Below are 16,391 nucleotides of genomic sequence, written 5' to 3'. Positions count from 1 at the left end.
TTGGAGGTCGGCCTGCTCCCACACGCACGCGGCTTGCGAAGGATGACAAGAACTGTCTCCCCTTCCCTTTCCTACCCTTCCTCCGGAGCAGCAGCCATGGCCGATCAGAACACCCCCGCAAACGAAAACGCAGAGCGCGACGACACCTCGTCCGACACCTCGTCGAAGAAGCACAACAAGGCCGGCAACCAGCCCCTCACGCCGCGCAACGAGCCGAACCGCACGCCCGAGAGTCGCCACGATCGCGAAAGCCACGTCGGCAGCGGCAACCAGACCCAGGCCCGGCGCGGAGGCGCAACGAGATGACCGGCCGGGGCCGAACGCAATGCCGGCGCATGGCCGCGGCCTGAGCTCGGCCGTCATCGCCCTTCGCGAGCTCGGCGAGCGGACGAACGCCTGTCGCGAATGTCCCATCGGCGAGCATGCGACGCAGTCGGTGTTCGGCGAAGGGCCCGTGCGGGCCCGCCTCATGGTGGTCGGCGAACAGCCGGGCGACAAGGAAGACCTCGAAGGCCGCCCTTTCGTGGGCCCGGCCGGGCGACTCTTCGATCGCGCCGTGGCGGAGCTCGGCTGGTCCCGCGACAAGCTCTACGTGACCAACGCGGTCAAGCACTTCAAGTACGAACTGCGCGGCAAGCGGCGCATCCACAAGACGCCGGCGCAGCGTGAAGCGGACGCCTGCGCCCACTGGCTGGAAAGCGAGATCGAGGTGGTGCAGCCCGCCGCGTTCATCGCCCTCGGCGCCGTTGCGGCGCGCTCCCTCCTGGGCAGGCACGTGGCCGTCATGAAGGAGCGCGGCCAATGGCTCGAAGATGCGGCCGGGCGACGCGTGCTGGTCACGCTGCATCCGTCCGCCCTGCTGCGTGGCGACCCGGAACAGAAGCAGCAGGCGTGGCGGGCATGGCTGGACGACCTGTCGCTCGCCTCGGGCGCGTTCAGGAAGCCGGCGGCCCGTTCCGCCGGGCGCGCAGGGCGGAAAGCTCCTACCGTCCCGCACTTCGATCCAGCCACAGCCGGCAAAACGAGGACGCGAAGGACACCTACGACGCAAGGCTCGTGAAGACGAAAGCGACCGACGCGGCCGCCATCGCGGCGGTTGCCGCCCAGCCCAGCACGCGCCAGCCCAGCGGCAGCGCAAGGTCGCCCATGAGCCTTCGGCTGCCAGCCGCGAGCATCACGCCGACCATGATGGGCACCGCCATCAGCGAGTTGATCACGGCCGCCCACACCAGCGCCTTCATGGGATCGATGCCGACCAAGCTGATGCCCATGCCGCAGACCATGGCGGCCGCGAGGATCGCGTAGAACGCCGGAGCGGCGCCCACCGGCTTTTCGAGGCCCCGGCGCACCTTCAGGAATTCGGCGCAGGCATATGCGGCGGAGCCCGCGAGCACCGGCAGGGCCAGCAGCCCCGTGCCGAGGATGCCCAGCGCGAACAGCACGAAGGCCGCGTCGCCCGCGACGGGCCGCAGCGCCTCGGCGGCCTGCGCGGTCGATTCGATGTCGAGCTTGCCGTCGGCATGGAGCGTGGCCGCCGCGGCCAGGATCATGAAGAAGGCGATCGCGTTCGAGAAACCCATGCCCAGCCAGGTGTCGAAGTGCAGCCGCCGCAACTGAGCCGGTGCCTGGCGAGGCGCTTTGCGCAGCGGCTGGTCTTTCGCGACCCGTTCGATCTCCTCGACCTCCTGCGCCGCCTGCCAGAAGAAGAGGTACGGGCTGATCGTCGTTCCCAGGATCGCCACGATCATCTTCACCGTGTCGGCATTCCATTCGATGCGCGGCAGCAAGGCGCCCGCGAGCGCCGCCTTCCAGTCCACATGCGCGACCATGGCCACGCCCACGTATGCCAGCAGCGACAGCGTGAGCCACTTCAGCACGCGAACGTAGCGGTGATACGGCAGCCACGCCTGCAGGCCGAGGGAAACGACGCCGAAGGCCAGCGCATAGAGGGCCTCGGGCCCGCCTATCGCGAGCCGGGTGACCTCGGCCATGGCGCCCAGGTCGGCCGCGAGGTTGATGACATTGGCGATCAGCAGAAGCATCACCGCGACCGCCACCACCGGCCGCGGCCACAGCGAGGCAAAGGCCGATGTCAGCCCGCGTCCGGTGGTCCGGCCGATGCGCGCGCTCGCGAGCTGGATGCCGACCATCAGCGGATAGGTCAGCAGCAAGGTCCACCCGAGGCCGTAGCCGAACTTCGCGCCCGCCTGGGTGTACGTGGCGATGCCGCTGGGGTCGTCGTCGGCCGCGCCTGTGATGAGGCCGGGGCCGAGCCTGCTCCAGAAGCCCTGCTCGCGCTCGTGATCTGCCTGGGTTGGCGTCTTCTTCGCCTCCTGCGTTGCATGGGGCGGCGGCATGCCGCCCGGCCCGTCCACCAGCAAGGCGGATGTCTGTGCAGTCGCATCGGGTTGTCGGGTCATGGTTTTCGCTCCGGAGGCTGCTTCGAGATGGAGGATGCGAACTCAGCCGCTGTCGAATTCCGCCGCGGCGAACCTGCCGTCGGCATCCATTCCTGTGGCGAGGCCGAGCCGCATCGCCAGGTGCACGGCGTCGTAGGGCGCGTGCACCTTGATGTCGTTGTCGAAATAGCAATACACATCGCGCCTGCCGCGCCGTGCGGAGGTGGACGAGGCCAGTTTCGCGCCGGGCAGCTGGCGGCCCCGGCTCCAGGCGTCGATGCGCGCCGCCCAGCGGTCGAGCGCCTCGTCGCTGTAGCCGCTGGCGTAGAGCTCCTTGTCGCCATGCAGCCGGATGTAGACGAAGTCGGCGGTGATGTCCTCGAGCACGGGCCATCGGCCAGCGGTGTCCGCCACGACCAGCGCCACGCCATGGCGCCGCAGCATGGCGATGAAGCCCGGGTCGGCGAAGCTGCGGTTGCGCACTTCGACGGCGTGGCGAATCTTCAGCCCGCGCGCGGCCTTGAGCACGCTGCGGCCGTTCACCCTGTCGTCATGCTTGCGGACGAGCGCCGTCACCGATTTCGCGTCGCGCGGCAGGAGCGACAGGAAGCGCTCCATCCGGCCGGGGTCGTAGCGCATGCGCGGCGGAAACTGCCAGAGCACGGGGCCCAGCTTCTTTCCCAGTGCCAGCACGCCGGACGCGAAGAAGTTGGCCAGCGCTGTGCCCGCATCTTCGAGCTGCAGCATGTGCGTGATGTAGCGCGAGCCCTTGACGGCAAAGACGAAATCATCCGGCGTTTCGTCATGCCAGGCCTGGTACGACTCGGGCCGCTGCAGCGAGTAGAACGACCCGTTGAGCTCGATGCTCGGCAGCATCCGCGACGCGAACGCGAGCTCCTTGCGCTGCACCAGCCCGGCTGGATAGAAGCGCCCGCGCCACGGCGCGTAGCGCCATCCGGAAATCCCGATGCGGATGTCGCCACGCGGCGCCGCGGAGCGCCGCACCGTCTTCCCGGGTTCTGCTCCTGCCTGCTTCGCCAAGCTCGCGCCTCCGGCTTCCAGGGCAACGCAACGAACGCTCGGCCGAGGCTCAGGCCGTGGCGCCGAGCTCTTCCATCAGTTCTTCCTTGCGGGTGGCCAACTGCTCGCGCATGGCGACCAGGTCGAGACCGCGGGCGGCGCGCGCCTTCACGAAGATCTCGTTGCGCTCTTCCTTCACGTGGTGGTCGATGTACTCGCCCAGCACGATGACCTTGGCGTCGAACTTGTCGTCGAACTCGGTGGCTTCCTGAATCTGCGCGATCAGGTCCTTCGCGCTCGCGTGCTCCACCTCGGCTTCGTCGAGCAGGTCGGTTTCCTTGATGGCTTCGCGCAGGGCCGGATAGAAGATCTCTTCCTCGATCTGCGCATGGACGGTGAGTGCCATGCAGATCTCGTTGGCGAGGTCGCGCTTCTTCTGCTCCGCGGAAGCAGCGCGCGAATGGGCGAGCTCCTCGTATTCCTTGAACATCTTCTTGACGCTGCGGTGATCGGCGTCCAGGAGACTGCAGGCATCGGGCTCGGCGCGGCGGGAGGTGGGCATCGTGGACTCCAATAGGTTCGTGGTTGCAGGGAGATCGCACGATCAATCCGCGCTCCCGCAGCCGGCGTAGGAATGAACCTTGTCCGCATAGCAGCGCGGGGCGATTCGTGGAACGTGCCCTCCTCGAAGCCGGGCACGGGCGTGCTGCCGGGCGAGATTGCCCGCTACGCGGACGCAACCGGCGCATCGAGCGACGGCGCGGCGCCTTCCGGCGCCGAGTGGCTCGCCGCATACCGTTCGAGGAAGAGATACAGCACGAGCCCGCCGCCGAGCGGCAGGAGGTAGTACAGCGCCCGGTACGCGAGCACCGCGCCCATCAGCGCGCCCTGCTTCACCGTGCCCGAAAGCAATGCGAGGTACACGGCTTCCAGCACGCCCAGGCCGGCGGGAATCGGCGTGAGAACGCCGACGATGGAGGCCGCGAGCAGCACGCCCAGCGTGGTCGCATACGGCACCTGCCGACCCAGCAGCAGGTACATGGCCGCCCCCATCAGCGCCCAGTTGCCCGCGGAGATCGCCAGTTGCATCGCCGCGATGCGCGCACTCGGCAGCTGAAGCCTCTTGCCCATGAGCGCCCATTCGCGCTTGCGCGAGGTCGCGCATGCCACCACATAGGCCAATGCCAGCAGGATCATCACCGCGCCGAGCGCGCGCAGTGCCCCCTGCCCGATGTGCGCCTGCCGCGGCGGCTCGATGACGCCGGCCGCGAACAGCCCGCCGGCCAGCAGGCCGTAGCCGAGCCAGTTGGTGGCGAGGCTGATCCCGACGATCTGGGCGACGGAGGCCTCGTCCAGCCCCGCGCGCGCGTAGAGACGCGCGCGCGCATCGCGATGCCGCCGACCAGCGAGCCGAGGTTGAGGTTGAACGCGTAGCTGGTGATGGCAATGGCCCACGTGCGCCACCAGGGCACGCCGTGGCGCAGATGGCGCTTGCCGATCAGGTCGAAGCAGCCGTACAGCGCGTGGCTGGCGGTCGCGATGCCGAGCACCGCGAGCAGCAGCCAGGGCGAATACCGCTGCAACGCCTGCCACGCCCCGGCCCAGTCGACCTTGTGCGCGTGCGAAAGCAGAAGCCCCAGCACGGCGACGCCTGTCAGGGGCAGCACCCATCGGCGGCAACGGCGCCATACCGAGGCCGAGGCAGGCGCGCCAGTGGCGCCCGCTGCCGGCGCAGAGGCGAGCGTGGAACTCATCGGGCCGGCCTCGATCACGAGCCCTGCTCGTCGTTGTTCTCTTCGCCGTGCGTGCCCGGTTGGGTGCGGGCCTTGGCGGGTGTCTTGTGCTCGGCTTCACCCTTTTCGTGGAGCTTCCTGTTGCCGACTTCCTTCATCAGCCGCTCTCCCTCGATGTCGCGGCCGTCGGTGGGAACGGATTCCTCCTGGGTGATTTCGGGTTCTTCGTGCGTCGGATGACGGGCGGGGGTCGGCTTGGGCTTGGACATGGCGGGGCGCCTCCTCGGACTCTGTCTGTGATGCAGGGAGTCTTCAGTGTCCGGCGCTGCCGCATCGCCATCCGTCGGCGATGGTGGGTGCAGGACATTTGCCATAGCCGTGGTTCCGACATGCGGATGAGCTCACCTCTTGCCCCCCGGGACTTGCCTGCATCCGAGAAGGACGCCTACACGAGAGTGGGCGAGCGCGTGGAATGGTCGATCCATGACTACCGGCAAGTCCAGGCTCGAAGGAGTGAACGTCATGCGCGCTGATGCAGCAACCAAGAAAGCCGCCCTGGTGGCCTTGGTCGCCGCATCGCTCTCGCTGGGATCGGCCGTAGCGCAACCCTCCGGCCAGCGCCTGGTGCCACCCGGTTCCGGAGCGCAGCCGGGTACGGATGCGGAAATCGTCGTGAAGCCGCCCGCCAGCGGCGACTCCCGCCTGGCGAAGCCGGCGCCGCCCAGCAAGGACACCGGCATGGTCGAAAAGCCCCCGGCCGAGGCGAATCCAGGCCCTGGTGATGGCCGCAGCCACCGCAACGCCCCTCCGCCGAAATCCCCGAAATCGCGCCAGGGCGACTGCAAGGGAACCGCCGGCGATTGCAAACAAAGCTCCCCGCGCTGAGCGATGGAGACAGATGGAGATACCCCGAATGAAGTCCAAGATTCTCAACACGGCTCCGGAGCGCACCATTGCGCTGGTGTTCGACAAGGGTGACGACGTCATGCCCATCCTCGAACGGTTCGCGAAGGAGCACGCGCTGTCGGCCAGCCGCTTCAGCGCCATCGGCGCGTTGCGCTCGGCGGTGCTGGGCTATTTCGATTGGGACAGGAAGGACTACGACCGGATTCCCGTCGACGAGCAGGTCGAGGTGCTTTCCTTCAGCGGAGACATCGCGCTGGACGGCGACCAGCCCAAGGTGCACGCGCACGCCGTGCTGGGGCGGCGCGATGGCAGCACCGTCGGCGGCCACGTGCTGCAGGCCATGGTGCAGCCGACGCTGGAGGTGTTGCTCATCGAGTCGCCGGGCTACCTGCGCAAGACCTGCGATCGCGAGACGGGCCTGGCCCTCATCGACATCGACGCCTGAGTGCGTCCGCTGGTCGCCGTGCGGTGTCGGCATAGGCCGACAGGGCTGCGCGCCGTCTGTCCTCAGTGATTCGGTTTCTTGCGGTCTAGGCTGCGTTCGTATACGAACAAACCTACGAACAAACCGCGCCGCAGGAAGCCGATCCAGTGACGACAACCTCCTCCAGCCCTGCAAACAACCCAATCCCCGCTGGCGTTCCCGGCACCCATGGCACACATTCGGCGCCCCGGCAGCCGCACCGCTGGCAGTTCATCCGCGCGGGCGGCGTGGACCAGGTGGTGTTTCGCAGCGGAGAGGACATCGCGCTCATCGCCGAACTCGACCAGAAGCTGTGGGTTGCGCTCGCCTGCCCTACCCGCGGCATCGATTTCGACCCGCGCACGCTCGACCTGATCGACTCCGATGGCGACGGCCGGGTACGCCCGCCGGAAGTCATCGCGGCCTGCCAGTGGGCCTGCGAGCGGCTGCGCAGCGCCGACGTGCTGCTCGCGGGCGGCGGCACGCTGTCGCTGGACGACCTCGACGACACGCGCTCGCCCGGGGCGGACCTTGCCAGGGAGGGCCGCCGCATCCTCGACCTGCTCGGCAAGAAGGATGCGAACACGCTGACGCTTGCCGACATTTCCGATCGCGGCGAGTGGCTGGCGTCGATGCGCTTCAACGGCGACGGAGTGGTCACACCCCAAACCGCCGGCGACGACGACGCGCTGCGCGCGGCCATCGAGGAAGCGATGCGTACCCACGGCAGCACGCCCGACCGCCACGAGAACCGGCCGGGCCTCGACCGCGCGCGCGCCGAAGCCTTCATGGCCGAGGCGAAGGCGGTCCACGAGTGGTATGCCCAAGGCGATGCGGAAGCGCTGCTGCCGCTGGGTGAGCGCACCCTGGCCGCCACCGAGGCCATGCGCGCGGTCGCGGCCAAGGTCGACGACTTCTTCGCGCGCTGCCGTGTGGCCGCCTACGACGTGCAGGCGGTGGCGGCGCTCAACCCGTCGGCCGAGGCCTACGACGCGCTCTCGGGCCACACGCTCGACGTGGGCGCACCGCCAATCGCCGAGCTGCCGCTGGCGCCCGTCACGCCCAGCCGTTCGCTGCCGCTGCGCGGCACCAGCCTGAATCCGGCCTGGGCCGATGCGATGGCCGCGTTCGCGCGCGATGCGGTGGCACCGCTGCTCGGCGAGCTCGATGCGCTGGAGGAAGAGCAATGGCAGGCGCTGCGCCGCCGGCTCGCGCCCTGCGAAGCCTGGATGGAGGCGCGTCCGGCCAATGCACTCAGCGGCCTTTCTCGCGACCGCGTCGACGCACTGCTCGCGACCCGCGACGCCTTGTTCGCGCTCATCGCCGAAGACGAAGCGGCCGAGCACCACAACCGGCTGCTGGTCGACCTGGAGAAGCTCCTGCGCCTGCAGCGCGACCTGCGGGTGCTGCTCCACAACTTCGTGTCCTTCAAGGCGTTCTACCAGCGCGAAGGCGCCATCTTCCAGGCGGGCACGCTCTACCTGGACGGGCGCAGCTGCGAGCTCACGGTGCACGTGCAGGACACGGCCCGGCACGCGGCGCTGGCAGGTCTGGCCAAGACCTGCCTCGCGTACTGCGACTGCACGCGCCAGGGCCAGAAGATGAGCATCGTCGCCGCGTTCACGGCCGGCGACGTCGACTTTCTATTCGTCGGGCGCAATGGCGTGTTCTACGACCGCCAGGGGCGCGACTGGGATGCCACCATCACCAGGCTCATCGAGAACCCCACCAGCGTCGCGCAGGCCTTCTTCGCGCCGTACAAGAAGTTCGTTCGCCTGGTCGAGGAGCAGGTGGCCAAGCGTGCGGCGGCGAGCGAGGCCGGCTCGCAGAGCGCGTTGCAGTCGCTGGCGGGCCGGGTCGCGACGGCCGACCAACCCGCGGCCACGGACGCCGCGAAACCGCCGGGGCGTCCGGGCGCGACACCAACGGCCGGCCGCGTCGACGTCGGCACCGTGGCCGCCATCGGCGTGGCGCTGGGAAGCATCAGCGCAGTGCTGGTCGGGATCTTCGGCAAGTTCATCGACCTGGGGCAATGGATACCGGTGGCGCTTGCCGGCATCGTGATCGCGATCTCGGGGCCGAGCATGCTGATCGCGTGGCTGAAGCTGCGCCAGCGCAGCCTGGGGCCGATCCTCGACGCCAGCGGCTGGGCCATCAACGGGCGCATGAAGGTGAACGTGCGGCTCGGCGGACTGCTGTCGCAGACCGCTCGCGTGCCGCCCGGCGCGAAGCGCATCGCCGCCGACCCTTACCGCGAACGGCACGGCCTTGCGGGCGTGCTGGCCGCGGTCTGCATCGTCGGCATGGGCGTGGTGCTGGCCTGGCGCATGGACTGGCTCGACGACCGGCTGCCGCCGCGGCTGCAGCACGGGACCACCATTTCAGGGCAGTAGCCCAAGCGGAAGGCGAGCGCGTGAGCAGGATGGCGGCAGCCCTAATCCTCTTCACGCACCCGGTACTGGTCCGTGAGCGTCTGCTGCACGTTCGGCGGCACGGCCTCGTAGTGCGACAGCGCGATGGTGTAGCGCCCCTGGCCGCTGGTCATGGCATTGAGCCGCGACTGGTAGTTGGCCAGCTCGGCCATCGGCACCTGCCCGCCGACGGCCACGGTGCCGGCTCCCAGGGTCGATGTTCCGGTCACCAGCCCGCGCCGGGACGACAGGTCGCTGGTGACGTCGCCCACCGCATGCTCGGGCACGTCGATCTCGATCTGCACGATGGGCTCCAGCACCACCGGCCGGGCCTCGCGGATCGCAGCCATGAAGGCCTTGCGGCCGGCGGTGGCGAAGGCGATGTCCTTGCTGTCCACGCTGTGGTGTTTGCCGTCGTGCACCACCACGCGGACGTCGACCACGGGGTAGCCGGCGATCGCGCCGCACAGCAGCACCTCGCGCACGCCCTTCTCGACCGCCGGGATGAACTGGTTGGGTATGGCGCCGCCCCTGACTTCGTCGTCGAACTGGAAGCCCGCGCCGCGCGCCAGCGGCTCGATGCGCAGGAACACCTCGCCGAACTGGCCCGCGCCGCCGGTCTGCTTCTTGTGGCGGTGATGGCCCTGCGCGGGCGCGGTCACGGTCTCGCGGTAGGCGATGCGCGGCGGGCGCGTCTGCACCTCGAAGCGGTACACCTCGCGCAGGCGGTCGAGCACGATGCGCAGGTGAAGCTCGCCCAGCCCGTAGAGCACCGTCTCGTTGGTCGCGACCACGTGCTCGATGCGCAGGCACGGGTCTTCGGCGGCGAGCTTGCCGAGGATCTCCCAGGCGCGCTGCTCGTCGCCGCGGCGCTTGGGCTCCACGGCCAGGCCGTGCACCGGCACCGGGAACGCCAGCGGCGCCAGATGGACGTGGCTGTCTTCCGCAGCGTCGTGCAGCACGGCGTCGAAATGGATCTCCTCGACCTTGGCGACCGCGACGATGTCGCCGGGCACCGCGCGCGACACCTCCACGTGGTCCTTGCCCTGGAGCATGAACAGGTGCCCCACCTTGAAGGGCTTGCGGCCGTCGCCGATGTAGAGCTGGCTGTCGCGCGTGACCGTGCCCTGGTGCACGCGGAAGATGCCCATCTTGCCGACGTAAGGGTCGATCGTGACCTTGAACACGTGCGCCAGCACGTGCAGCGCCGGGTCGGGCCTGGCCTGCATGGGCTTCGCCTCCGCGCCCTCGCCGACGAGGAAGTCGGGCGGGTTGGCCTCGGTCGGGTCGGGCAGCAGCTTGACGATCACGTCCAGCAGCTCGGCCACTCCCGCGCCGCTGCGCGAGGAGACGAAGCACACCGGAATCAGGTGGCCTTCGCGCAGTGCCTGCTCGAGCGGAGCGTGCAGCTCCGACGGGCTCACGTCGCCCTCTTCCAGGTAGCGGTCGACGAAGGCCGCGTCGACCTCGACCACCTGCTCCACCAGCGCGCGGTGCGCCGCCTCGACGGGGCCGAAGTCGGACTGGCCGAAGCGGTTGAAGAAGCAGTCCACCACCTGCCTGCCCACGCCGTCGGGCAGGTTCAGCGGCAGGCATTCGCGGCCGAATGCGGCCTGGATGTCGGCCAGAAGCCCCGCCAGCGAGACGCCCTGCGAGTCGATCTTGTTGACGATGATCATGCGGGCGAGGTGGCGCGAGGCCGCGTACTCCATCATGCGCACCGTCATCGGCTCGATGCCGGTGGCGGCATTGATGACCACCGCCGCCGTCTCCACCGCCTCCAGCGCCGGCAGGCTCTGGCCGAGGAAGTCGGCGCCCCCGGGCGTGTCGATGAAGTGGATGCGGGTGCCGGCATGGGTGAGGTGCATCACCGAGGCATTGAGCGAGTGCTGCATGCGGCGCTCGAGCGGGTCGTGGTCGCTGACGGTGCTGCCGCGCTCGACGCTGCCGCAGGCCCCGATGGCGCCCGCCTTGTGCAGCAGGGCCTCGGCCAGGGAGGTCTTGCCGGAGGCTGCGGCGCCGACGAGCGCCAGCGTTCGCACTGCTTCCATTTCGGCCGCGGGGCCGTTCGATCGGCTTGGCATGGCTGGACTCCTTGGCGTCCGCAAGGCCGGCCCGGCGGTCCCGGCTGCTGGGCGTGGACGCCGGGCCAGCGTACGGGATTGAACGGGCTGTTGCAAGCAGGCCACGGCGAGCACCCTCGCCTGCCGGGTCGGCATAAGGCGTTCGGCCGGTGGACCAGGCGCCGATGCCGCACTGCGTAGGGCTTAAACAGTAGTCCAAAGCTTTCACATGAACACTGTTGCGCAGGACAATAGTGTGCAAACCGTCCGGTGGCGGCAGTTGCCGCGGCCGCCTTTTGAAACGCACTTTCTGGAATAGCCTTCGCTTTCATGGAACGCCGGCTGGATTGGGCCCTCGCTGCTTGTGCCCGCATTCTTCGCCCGGTGGTAAGGCTTGCCCTCGCGATGGGGGTCAAGCATCCCCACCTGGAGGAATTGCTGCGCGACCTGCTGATCGAGGAAGCGCAGCGCAGCTGGCGTTTCCAGGGCGTGCCCAGGCCCAACCTGAGCCAGCTGTCCATCACGACCGGCCTGAACCGCAAGGCGGTGACCGCCAAGGTGCGGGCCACCGTCGACCCCCCTGCCCCACACCGAGCTGTCGGCAGCGGCCAAGACCTTCACGTTGTGGTTGCAGATGCTGACCCAGGACGACTCCTTCCGGCGCCTGCCCATCACGGCGGGCAACGCCGCGCCCTCCTTCGAGGCCGTGGCGCGGATGAGCAGCCGCGGCGACGTGCATCACCGCACCATCCTCGACGAACTGGTGCGCCTGAACATGGTGAGCGAGGAGGAAGGCGTGGTCGAGCTCACGACCGACGGCTTCGTGCCGGTGGAAGACCTCCAGTCGATGCTCGCCTTCCTGGGCGACAACGGCCGCGACCACCTGCTGGCGGCCGTGTCCAACACCCTCGGCGAGGAGCCCCGGATGCTCGAGCGCGCGGTGTACGCGCGCGGGCTCACGCTGAGGGAATGCGAGCAGATCCAGCGGCTGGTCAGGGAGCGGTGGGCCGCCCTGCACCATGAGCTGGCCCAGGAAATGACACAGGCGGTCGACCGCGCCCCGCCCGGCTCGACGGGGCGCATCCGGGTCGGCATCTACACCTATTACGAAGACGAGAACGCCGAGAACGTGCCGGTGCCACCACCGAGACCACCTGACTGAAAGCGAGCCACGCCATGAACAACATCAAGACCCCCTGGCGGCGATTCATGCTCGGCCTCCTGTCCGCAGGCTTCATCGCGCTGCTGCTGTCGTGCGGCGGTGGCGGAGGCAGCGGCAGTAGCGGCGGCCTGGCGGCCGGTGGGCTTGGTGCCGGTAGCGCCGGAACAGGTGGCGCGGCGGTGACGGGCACCGGAGGGGACGCCGCCGCAGGAACGGGGACCGGCTCCGACGGGACGGGAGGCGGCAGCGGCACCGGCAGCACCGGCGGCGGCACGAGCACCGCCGGCAACAGCAACACCGACGGCTCCGGCGTGGGTTCGGGCGGCACGGGCGTGACCGCCGACGCCGCCGGCATCGGCTCTGCGGACGGGCTGGGCAGCATCATCCTCAACGGGCTGCGCTACGACACCGACAGCGCCACCTTCAGCATCGAGGACGCCAGCGAACTGCAGATCGGCATGAGCGCGCGCGTCGCCGGCAAGGTCGACGGCAACTTCACGAGCGGCATCGCCACGCAGGTGCAGTCGGCTGCCGAGCTGCGGGGCGAGGCCTCGGGCATCGACACCTCGGCTGGCAGCTTCGTCGTGATGGGCACCGTCGTCAGCATCGATTCGGCCACCGTCTGGGGCGACGCGGACGGCCTGGCCGACGTGCGCGCGGGCGGCATCGTCCAGGTGTGGGGCCTGCCCAGCGCGCCGGGCGCGCTGCGCGCCACGCGCATCCAGGTCGCGCCGACGCTGACCGCGCCCCTGGTCACGGGCACCGTGCAGAACCTCGACACGCTGCACAAGACCTTCACGCTCGGCCAGCTGACGATCGACTACGCAACGGCAGCCTTCCAGGGGATGAACGCATCGTCGCTCTCCAACGGTGCCATCGTGCGCGTTCGGGGGACCGCCGCGCCGGCCGCGGGCGTGCTCATCGCCACGACCATCCAGGGCTGGTACGCGATCCCGGTGAGCGACGGCATCGCCGTTCAGCTCGCGGGCGTCATCACCGACTTCGTTTCGCGCGGCTCGTTCAAGGTGCTGGGCACGCCGGTCGACGCGACCAACGGGCAGATCACCGGCGGCCCCGCGAACTCGCTCGGCAACGGTGTGAAGGTCGAGGTGGACGGCTTCATGTCGGGCGGCGTGCTGGTGGTGAAGAAGCTGCGCATCCGCAATGTGCCGGGCACCGGCGGGCCGGCGTCGTTCACGCTGATCGGGGCGATCGGGGGATACGACCCAGTCTCTGTCAGCTTCAGGGTGCGCGGCCAGCCGGTCGACGCCAGCGGCACCGTCGATTTCGTCAATGGCACCGTCTCGGACCTGGCCAACGGCCGGCGCGTGACCGTCGTGGGAGACCGCGTGGTCGACGGTGTGCTGATCGCGCAGCGGGTGACGTTCACGCCCTGACCTGACGCGTCACGAGGGCGCCGGCATTGCCCGGGCGCCCTGCTCCGCTCGCCAATCACCCCCGAAATTCCGTTCGACGAGCATGCCCTCTCGACAGAGGCATGGGGTTGATGTACAACGAAATTCCTAAAGTGAAAAAATCCCATTTCAACCGCAAATGGCTCCCGAACCTCGTGACGTACAGGATTCGTGCCGCCGCGGCTTTCAGTGCGCGGTGTCGTCACACGCCCTGAAGCGGCGCCCAGGAGGTGATGCGAACCGGGGGTTCTGGTGGGCTTTTCAGCTGGTCTCCACTCCTCCACGGCTCGAATTGCACGCAAGGTGCAGATAGGAGCATGTATGCCGCTCAACCTCCTCCTCCAGCTCCTGCATGAGAAGTTTCCGGTCACGCTCACCTCCGACCCGGACATCAGGAATGCATCCGTCCTGCTGGCGACCGGGCTCGTGGAAGCCGAATTCCATCTCGACCACTTCGGCTACCAGCAGTACGAGAGCGCCGTGGTGTTCGCCATCACCGAAGAAGGACACGCGGAGATCGCCAGCCTCAAGGGCGACCGCTCGGCCGCCTCTGCAGACGAGCAGGACTGGCCCGTGATGCCGCTCGACTACCTGCGCAAGATCGGCAACTCGGTCTTCCCCCTGCGCGTGGACGACCCAGCCGGCATCAACTCGGTGGCCGTGCTGAATGCGGCTGGCATGGTCGAAGCCACGCTTCCCCCCACCTGCCGCGCCCGGCAGACCCAGCAGAAATTCAGGCAGGCGGTCGTCCTGCGGGTCACGCCTTTGGGCCGCACGGCGCTGGTCGGGCGGCGGGTGTAACCGATCCCCCGCCTCGGCAACAGCCTCGCTGCCACGCACTGACCGGGTACCCGCAAATATCGCGCGCCTCCCCATCCCAAGAATGGCCGCTCCTCGACAAACGCTCGCGTGACCAAGGCAAACCTCGTGTTGTTACTGGATGCAACAAACGTCACAAGCTGGGCAGATGCGGTCGCCCCCATTGTTTTCGACTACCAAAGTAGTAATGTGAAACCTTCACATACGTCACTTTCAGGTGGGACGAATGATTTCCAAAATGACACGGTCGAGCCGACCCTCCCACGTCCCCACGGCCCGCCTGGCGTGACGCGCTTCATGCCAAGGAATCTTTCCCATGCTGGCCCGCCCCTCTGCTCCCGACGTCGACGCCAGCGTCGGCGCGGATGCGCTCATGGTGGCTCGCATGCGGCTGGTGCTGTCGGTTTCGGCGCTGCTGGCCGTCGTCGTTGATGCCGGGGATTCCCGCCAGCAGATCCAGAGCGCCGTCTGGCTGGCCTTTTCGGGATACGTACTGCACAGCCTGCTGGTCTATGCCTGCACGCGCATGGGCCGCCCCTATTTCCGGGGCAAGGTCATCCACTGGTCCGACGTGCTGTGGTTCACGCTGATCATCTTCGTGACCGACGGCGTACAGAGCCTCTTCTTCCTCTTCTACTTCTTCGCGATCCTCACCTCCTCGTTTCGCTGGGGCTTCGAGGAAGGCGCCCGGGTGACGATCGCCTCGGTCGCTTCGTTCGCCGCCTGCGGCCTGGCCACCAGCACCGGCAACGACGCCCCCCAACTCCTGATGCGCAGCACCTTCCTGCTGGCGCTGGGCCACATGATCGTGCACTGGGGCGGCTCCAAGCTGGGACTGCAACGGCGCCTGGCCCTGCTCGGCGACGTCAGCCAGCTGTCGAACCCCCGCTTCGGCGCCGGCCGCACCATCGCCCGCACCATGGAGAAGACGCTGGCCTTCTTCAGGGCGAGCCACTGCATCCTGCTCACGCGGGACACCTCCACCGGCAACTGGACCCTGCGCACGCTGCGCAAGGACGACACCTGCGAGCACGTCAGCGTGGAGACGATCGGCCGCATCGCCGAGTCTCCGCTGATGGCACTGGCGCCGGACTGCACCGTGCTCAGCAACCACCTGCCCTGGCCCCTGAGCCAGCTCTACGCCCAGAGCCATCTCTTCCAAGCCGGTACGGACGGCTGGCGCACGGATGACGAGGAAGGCGCCGAACGCTGCGAGGCCATCGCCGCCATGCTCGAAGCACGCGCCTTCATCAGCGCCCCGCTGCCGATGCGGCTGGGCGAGGGACGGGTCTTCGTGTCGTCGCGCGACGGGCTCTTCAACAAGTCCGACGCCCTCTTCCTCTCGCACCTCATGGAACAGATCTTCCCGACCATCGAGACCATCGAGGTGCTCGACCGCATGGCGTCCGAGGCCGCTTCGGCGGAGCGGCTGAAGTTCGCACTCGACCTGCACGACACGGCCGTGCAGCCGTACATCGGCCTGCGCATGGGCCTGTGCGCGCTGCGCAGGAAGGCCGCCGCCGACAACCCGCTGAGCGAAGACCTCGACAAGCTCGCGAGCGTGGCCGAAGGCGTCATCGCCGACCTGCGCCGCTATGCCGGCGAGGTGCGGCAAGGCGCCAACAGCTCCCGCGGCCTCGTGCTGCCCCAACTGCACCGCCAGGCCGCGCGCATCAAGGGGCTCTACGGCATCGACATCGCCGTGGACGTCGACGGCCCGCTCCACCTGGACGACCGTGTGAGCGCGGAAGTCCTCCAGATGGTCGGCGAAGGCCTCAACAACATCTGCAAGCACACCCAGGCCCGCCACGGCAGCGTCCACATCGCCTGCAGGAACGGGCGGCTTCAGCTGAGCATCGAGAACGAGGCCTGCGAGGAGAGCTTCACGCAGTTCCGTCCCCATTCCATCACCGAACGCGCCACGGCCCTCGGCGGGCGGGCGCAGGTCCGCCAGTGCGAAAGCGGCGGCACCGCGGTGCTGGTAGAGATTCCGATCTGAG

At 68.7% G+C, this 16,391-nt stretch carries 14 protein-coding genes and 1 pseudogene; 9 read left to right on the top strand and 6 right to left on the bottom strand.

The window, feature by feature from the left end; genetic code table 11:
* Positions 1-96: 96 nt before the first annotated feature.
* Positions 97-306, top strand: coding sequence for a hypothetical protein (locus ACHMXA_RS18510; protein WP_395316109.1), 210 nt, complete (start codon positions 97-99; stop codon positions 304-306).
* 19 nt (positions 307-325) lie between these two features.
* Entirely contained in the window at positions 326-1,060 is a 735-nt protein-coding gene (locus ACHMXA_RS18505; protein ID WP_395316108.1) for a UdgX family uracil-DNA binding protein, read from the top strand.
* Here ACHMXA_RS18505 and ACHMXA_RS18500 read toward each other — a convergent pair.
* From ACHMXA_RS18500 to ACHMXA_RS18480, 5 genes are all read right to left on the bottom strand, one after another.
* Positions 1,041-2,420: an NRAMP family divalent metal transporter gene (locus ACHMXA_RS18500; protein ID WP_395316107.1), complete on the bottom strand. Its 1,380-nt coding sequence runs from the start codon at positions 2,418-2,420 to the stop codon at positions 1,041-1,043. The genes ACHMXA_RS18505 and ACHMXA_RS18500 overlap by 20 nt on opposite strands.
* Positions 2,421-2,462: 42 nt before the next feature.
* Entirely contained in the window at positions 2,463-3,404 is a 942-nt protein-coding gene (locus ACHMXA_RS18495; protein ID WP_395316106.1) for a DUF72 domain-containing protein, read from the bottom strand.
* An 85-nt stretch (positions 3,405-3,489) separates the two neighbouring features.
* Complete coding sequence (locus tag ACHMXA_RS18490; protein ID WP_395316105.1) at positions 3,490-3,981, bottom strand: hemerythrin domain-containing protein; 492 nt, start codon at positions 3,979-3,981, stop codon at positions 3,490-3,492.
* 164 nt (positions 3,982-4,145) lie between these two features.
* On the bottom strand, positions 4,146-4,883 hold the full coding sequence (locus ACHMXA_RS18485; protein ID WP_395316104.1) for a lysylphosphatidylglycerol synthase domain-containing protein: 738 nt from the start codon (positions 4,881-4,883) through the stop codon (positions 4,146-4,148).
* Between the two features lie 304 nt (positions 4,884-5,187).
* Positions 5,188-5,421 (bottom strand): hypothetical protein, encoded by a 234-nt coding sequence (locus ACHMXA_RS18480; protein ID WP_395316103.1) that lies wholly within the window; start codon positions 5,419-5,421, stop codon positions 5,188-5,190.
* Between the two features lie 214 nt (positions 5,422-5,635).
* Here ACHMXA_RS18480 and ACHMXA_RS18475 point away from each other — a divergent pair, with 214 nt between their 5' ends.
* The 3 genes from ACHMXA_RS18475 (at position 5,636) to ACHMXA_RS18465 (ending at position 8,914) form a co-directional block, all read left to right on the top strand.
* A complete protein-coding gene (locus tag ACHMXA_RS18475) occupies positions 5,636-6,037 on the top strand; it encodes a hypothetical protein (protein ID WP_395316102.1) in 402 nt (133 codons plus the stop codon).
* A 28-nt stretch (positions 6,038-6,065) separates the two neighbouring features.
* Positions 6,066-6,503 (top strand): PPC domain-containing DNA-binding protein, encoded by a 438-nt coding sequence (locus tag ACHMXA_RS18470; protein ID WP_395316101.1) that lies wholly within the window; start codon positions 6,066-6,068, stop codon positions 6,501-6,503.
* A gap of 146 nt (positions 6,504-6,649) precedes the next feature.
* Positions 6,650-8,914 carry a hypothetical protein gene (locus ACHMXA_RS18465; RefSeq protein ID WP_395316100.1) on the top strand — a complete coding sequence of 755 codons (2,265 nt, stop codon included), beginning with the start codon at positions 6,650-6,652 and terminating at the stop codon, positions 8,912-8,914.
* A 41-nt stretch (positions 8,915-8,955) separates the two neighbouring features.
* On the opposite strand, the gene fusA is transcribed toward ACHMXA_RS18465, so the two are convergent.
* Positions 8,956-11,016 carry an elongation factor G gene (gene fusA, locus ACHMXA_RS18460; protein WP_395316099.1) on the bottom strand — a complete coding sequence of 687 codons (2,061 nt, stop codon included), beginning with the start codon at positions 11,014-11,016 and terminating at the stop codon, positions 8,956-8,958.
* Positions 11,017-11,325: 309 nt separating this feature from the next.
* Between fusA and ACHMXA_RS18455 the strand changes: the two are divergent.
* The 4 genes and pseudogenes from ACHMXA_RS18455 to ACHMXA_RS18440 all read left to right on the top strand — a co-directional run bounded on the left by ACHMXA_RS18455 (position 11,326) and on the right by ACHMXA_RS18440 (position 16,390).
* Positions 11,326-12,157: pseudogene (locus ACHMXA_RS18455) on the top strand (DUF6502 family protein).
* Between the two features lie 14 nt (positions 12,158-12,171).
* A complete protein-coding gene (locus tag ACHMXA_RS18450) occupies positions 12,172-13,554 on the top strand; it encodes a DUF5666 domain-containing protein (RefSeq protein ID WP_395316098.1) in 1,383 nt (460 codons plus the stop codon).
* A 339-nt stretch (positions 13,555-13,893) separates the two neighbouring features.
* Positions 13,894-14,373, top strand: coding sequence for a hypothetical protein (locus tag ACHMXA_RS18445; protein WP_395316097.1), 480 nt, complete (start codon positions 13,894-13,896; stop codon positions 14,371-14,373).
* A 334-nt stretch (positions 14,374-14,707) separates the two neighbouring features.
* Positions 14,708-16,390, top strand: a complete 1,683-nt coding sequence (locus tag ACHMXA_RS18440) for a sensor histidine kinase (RefSeq protein ID WP_395316096.1) — start codon at positions 14,708-14,710, stop codon at positions 16,388-16,390.
* Position 16,391: the final 1 nt, after the last annotated feature.

The sequence above is a fragment of the Variovorax sp. UC74_104 genome, from assembly GCF_044055375.1.
Classification (GTDB): domain Bacteria; phylum Pseudomonadota; class Gammaproteobacteria; order Burkholderiales; family Burkholderiaceae_C; genus Variovorax.
The sequence above is the reverse complement of the archived record's forward strand: the minus strand, read 5'-3'. Positions and strand labels throughout refer to the sequence as shown.

Coding starts and splice junctions, on each gene's coding strand:
- ACHMXA_RS18510 (WP_395316109.1), top strand. CDS start 97: ATGGCCGATCAGAACACCCCCGCAAACGAAAACGCAGAGCGCGACGAC.
- ACHMXA_RS18505 (WP_395316108.1), top strand. CDS start 326: ATGCCGGCGCATGGCCGCGGCCTGAGCTCGGCCGTCATCGCCCTTCGC.
- ACHMXA_RS18500 (WP_395316107.1), bottom strand. CDS start 2,420: ATGACCCGACAACCCGATGCGACTGCACAGACATCCGCCTTGCTGGTG.
- ACHMXA_RS18490 (WP_395316105.1), bottom strand. CDS start 3,981: ATGCCCACCTCCCGCCGCGCCGAGCCCGATGCCTGCAGTCTCCTGGAC.
- ACHMXA_RS18480 (WP_395316103.1), bottom strand. CDS start 5,421: ATGTCCAAGCCCAAGCCGACCCCCGCCCGTCATCCGACGCACGAAGAA.
- ACHMXA_RS18475 (WP_395316102.1), top strand. CDS start 5,636: ATGACTACCGGCAAGTCCAGGCTCGAAGGAGTGAACGTCATGCGCGCT.
- ACHMXA_RS18470 (WP_395316101.1), top strand. CDS start 6,066: ATGAAGTCCAAGATTCTCAACACGGCTCCGGAGCGCACCATTGCGCTG.
- fusA (WP_395316099.1), bottom strand. CDS start 11,016: ATGCCAAGCCGATCGAACGGCCCCGCGGCCGAAATGGAAGCAGTGCGA.
- ACHMXA_RS18450 (WP_395316098.1), top strand. CDS start 12,172: ATGAACAACATCAAGACCCCCTGGCGGCGATTCATGCTCGGCCTCCTG.
- ACHMXA_RS18445 (WP_395316097.1), top strand. CDS start 13,894: ATGCCGCTCAACCTCCTCCTCCAGCTCCTGCATGAGAAGTTTCCGGTC.
- ACHMXA_RS18440 (WP_395316096.1), top strand. CDS start 14,708: ATGCTGGCCCGCCCCTCTGCTCCCGACGTCGACGCCAGCGTCGGCGCG.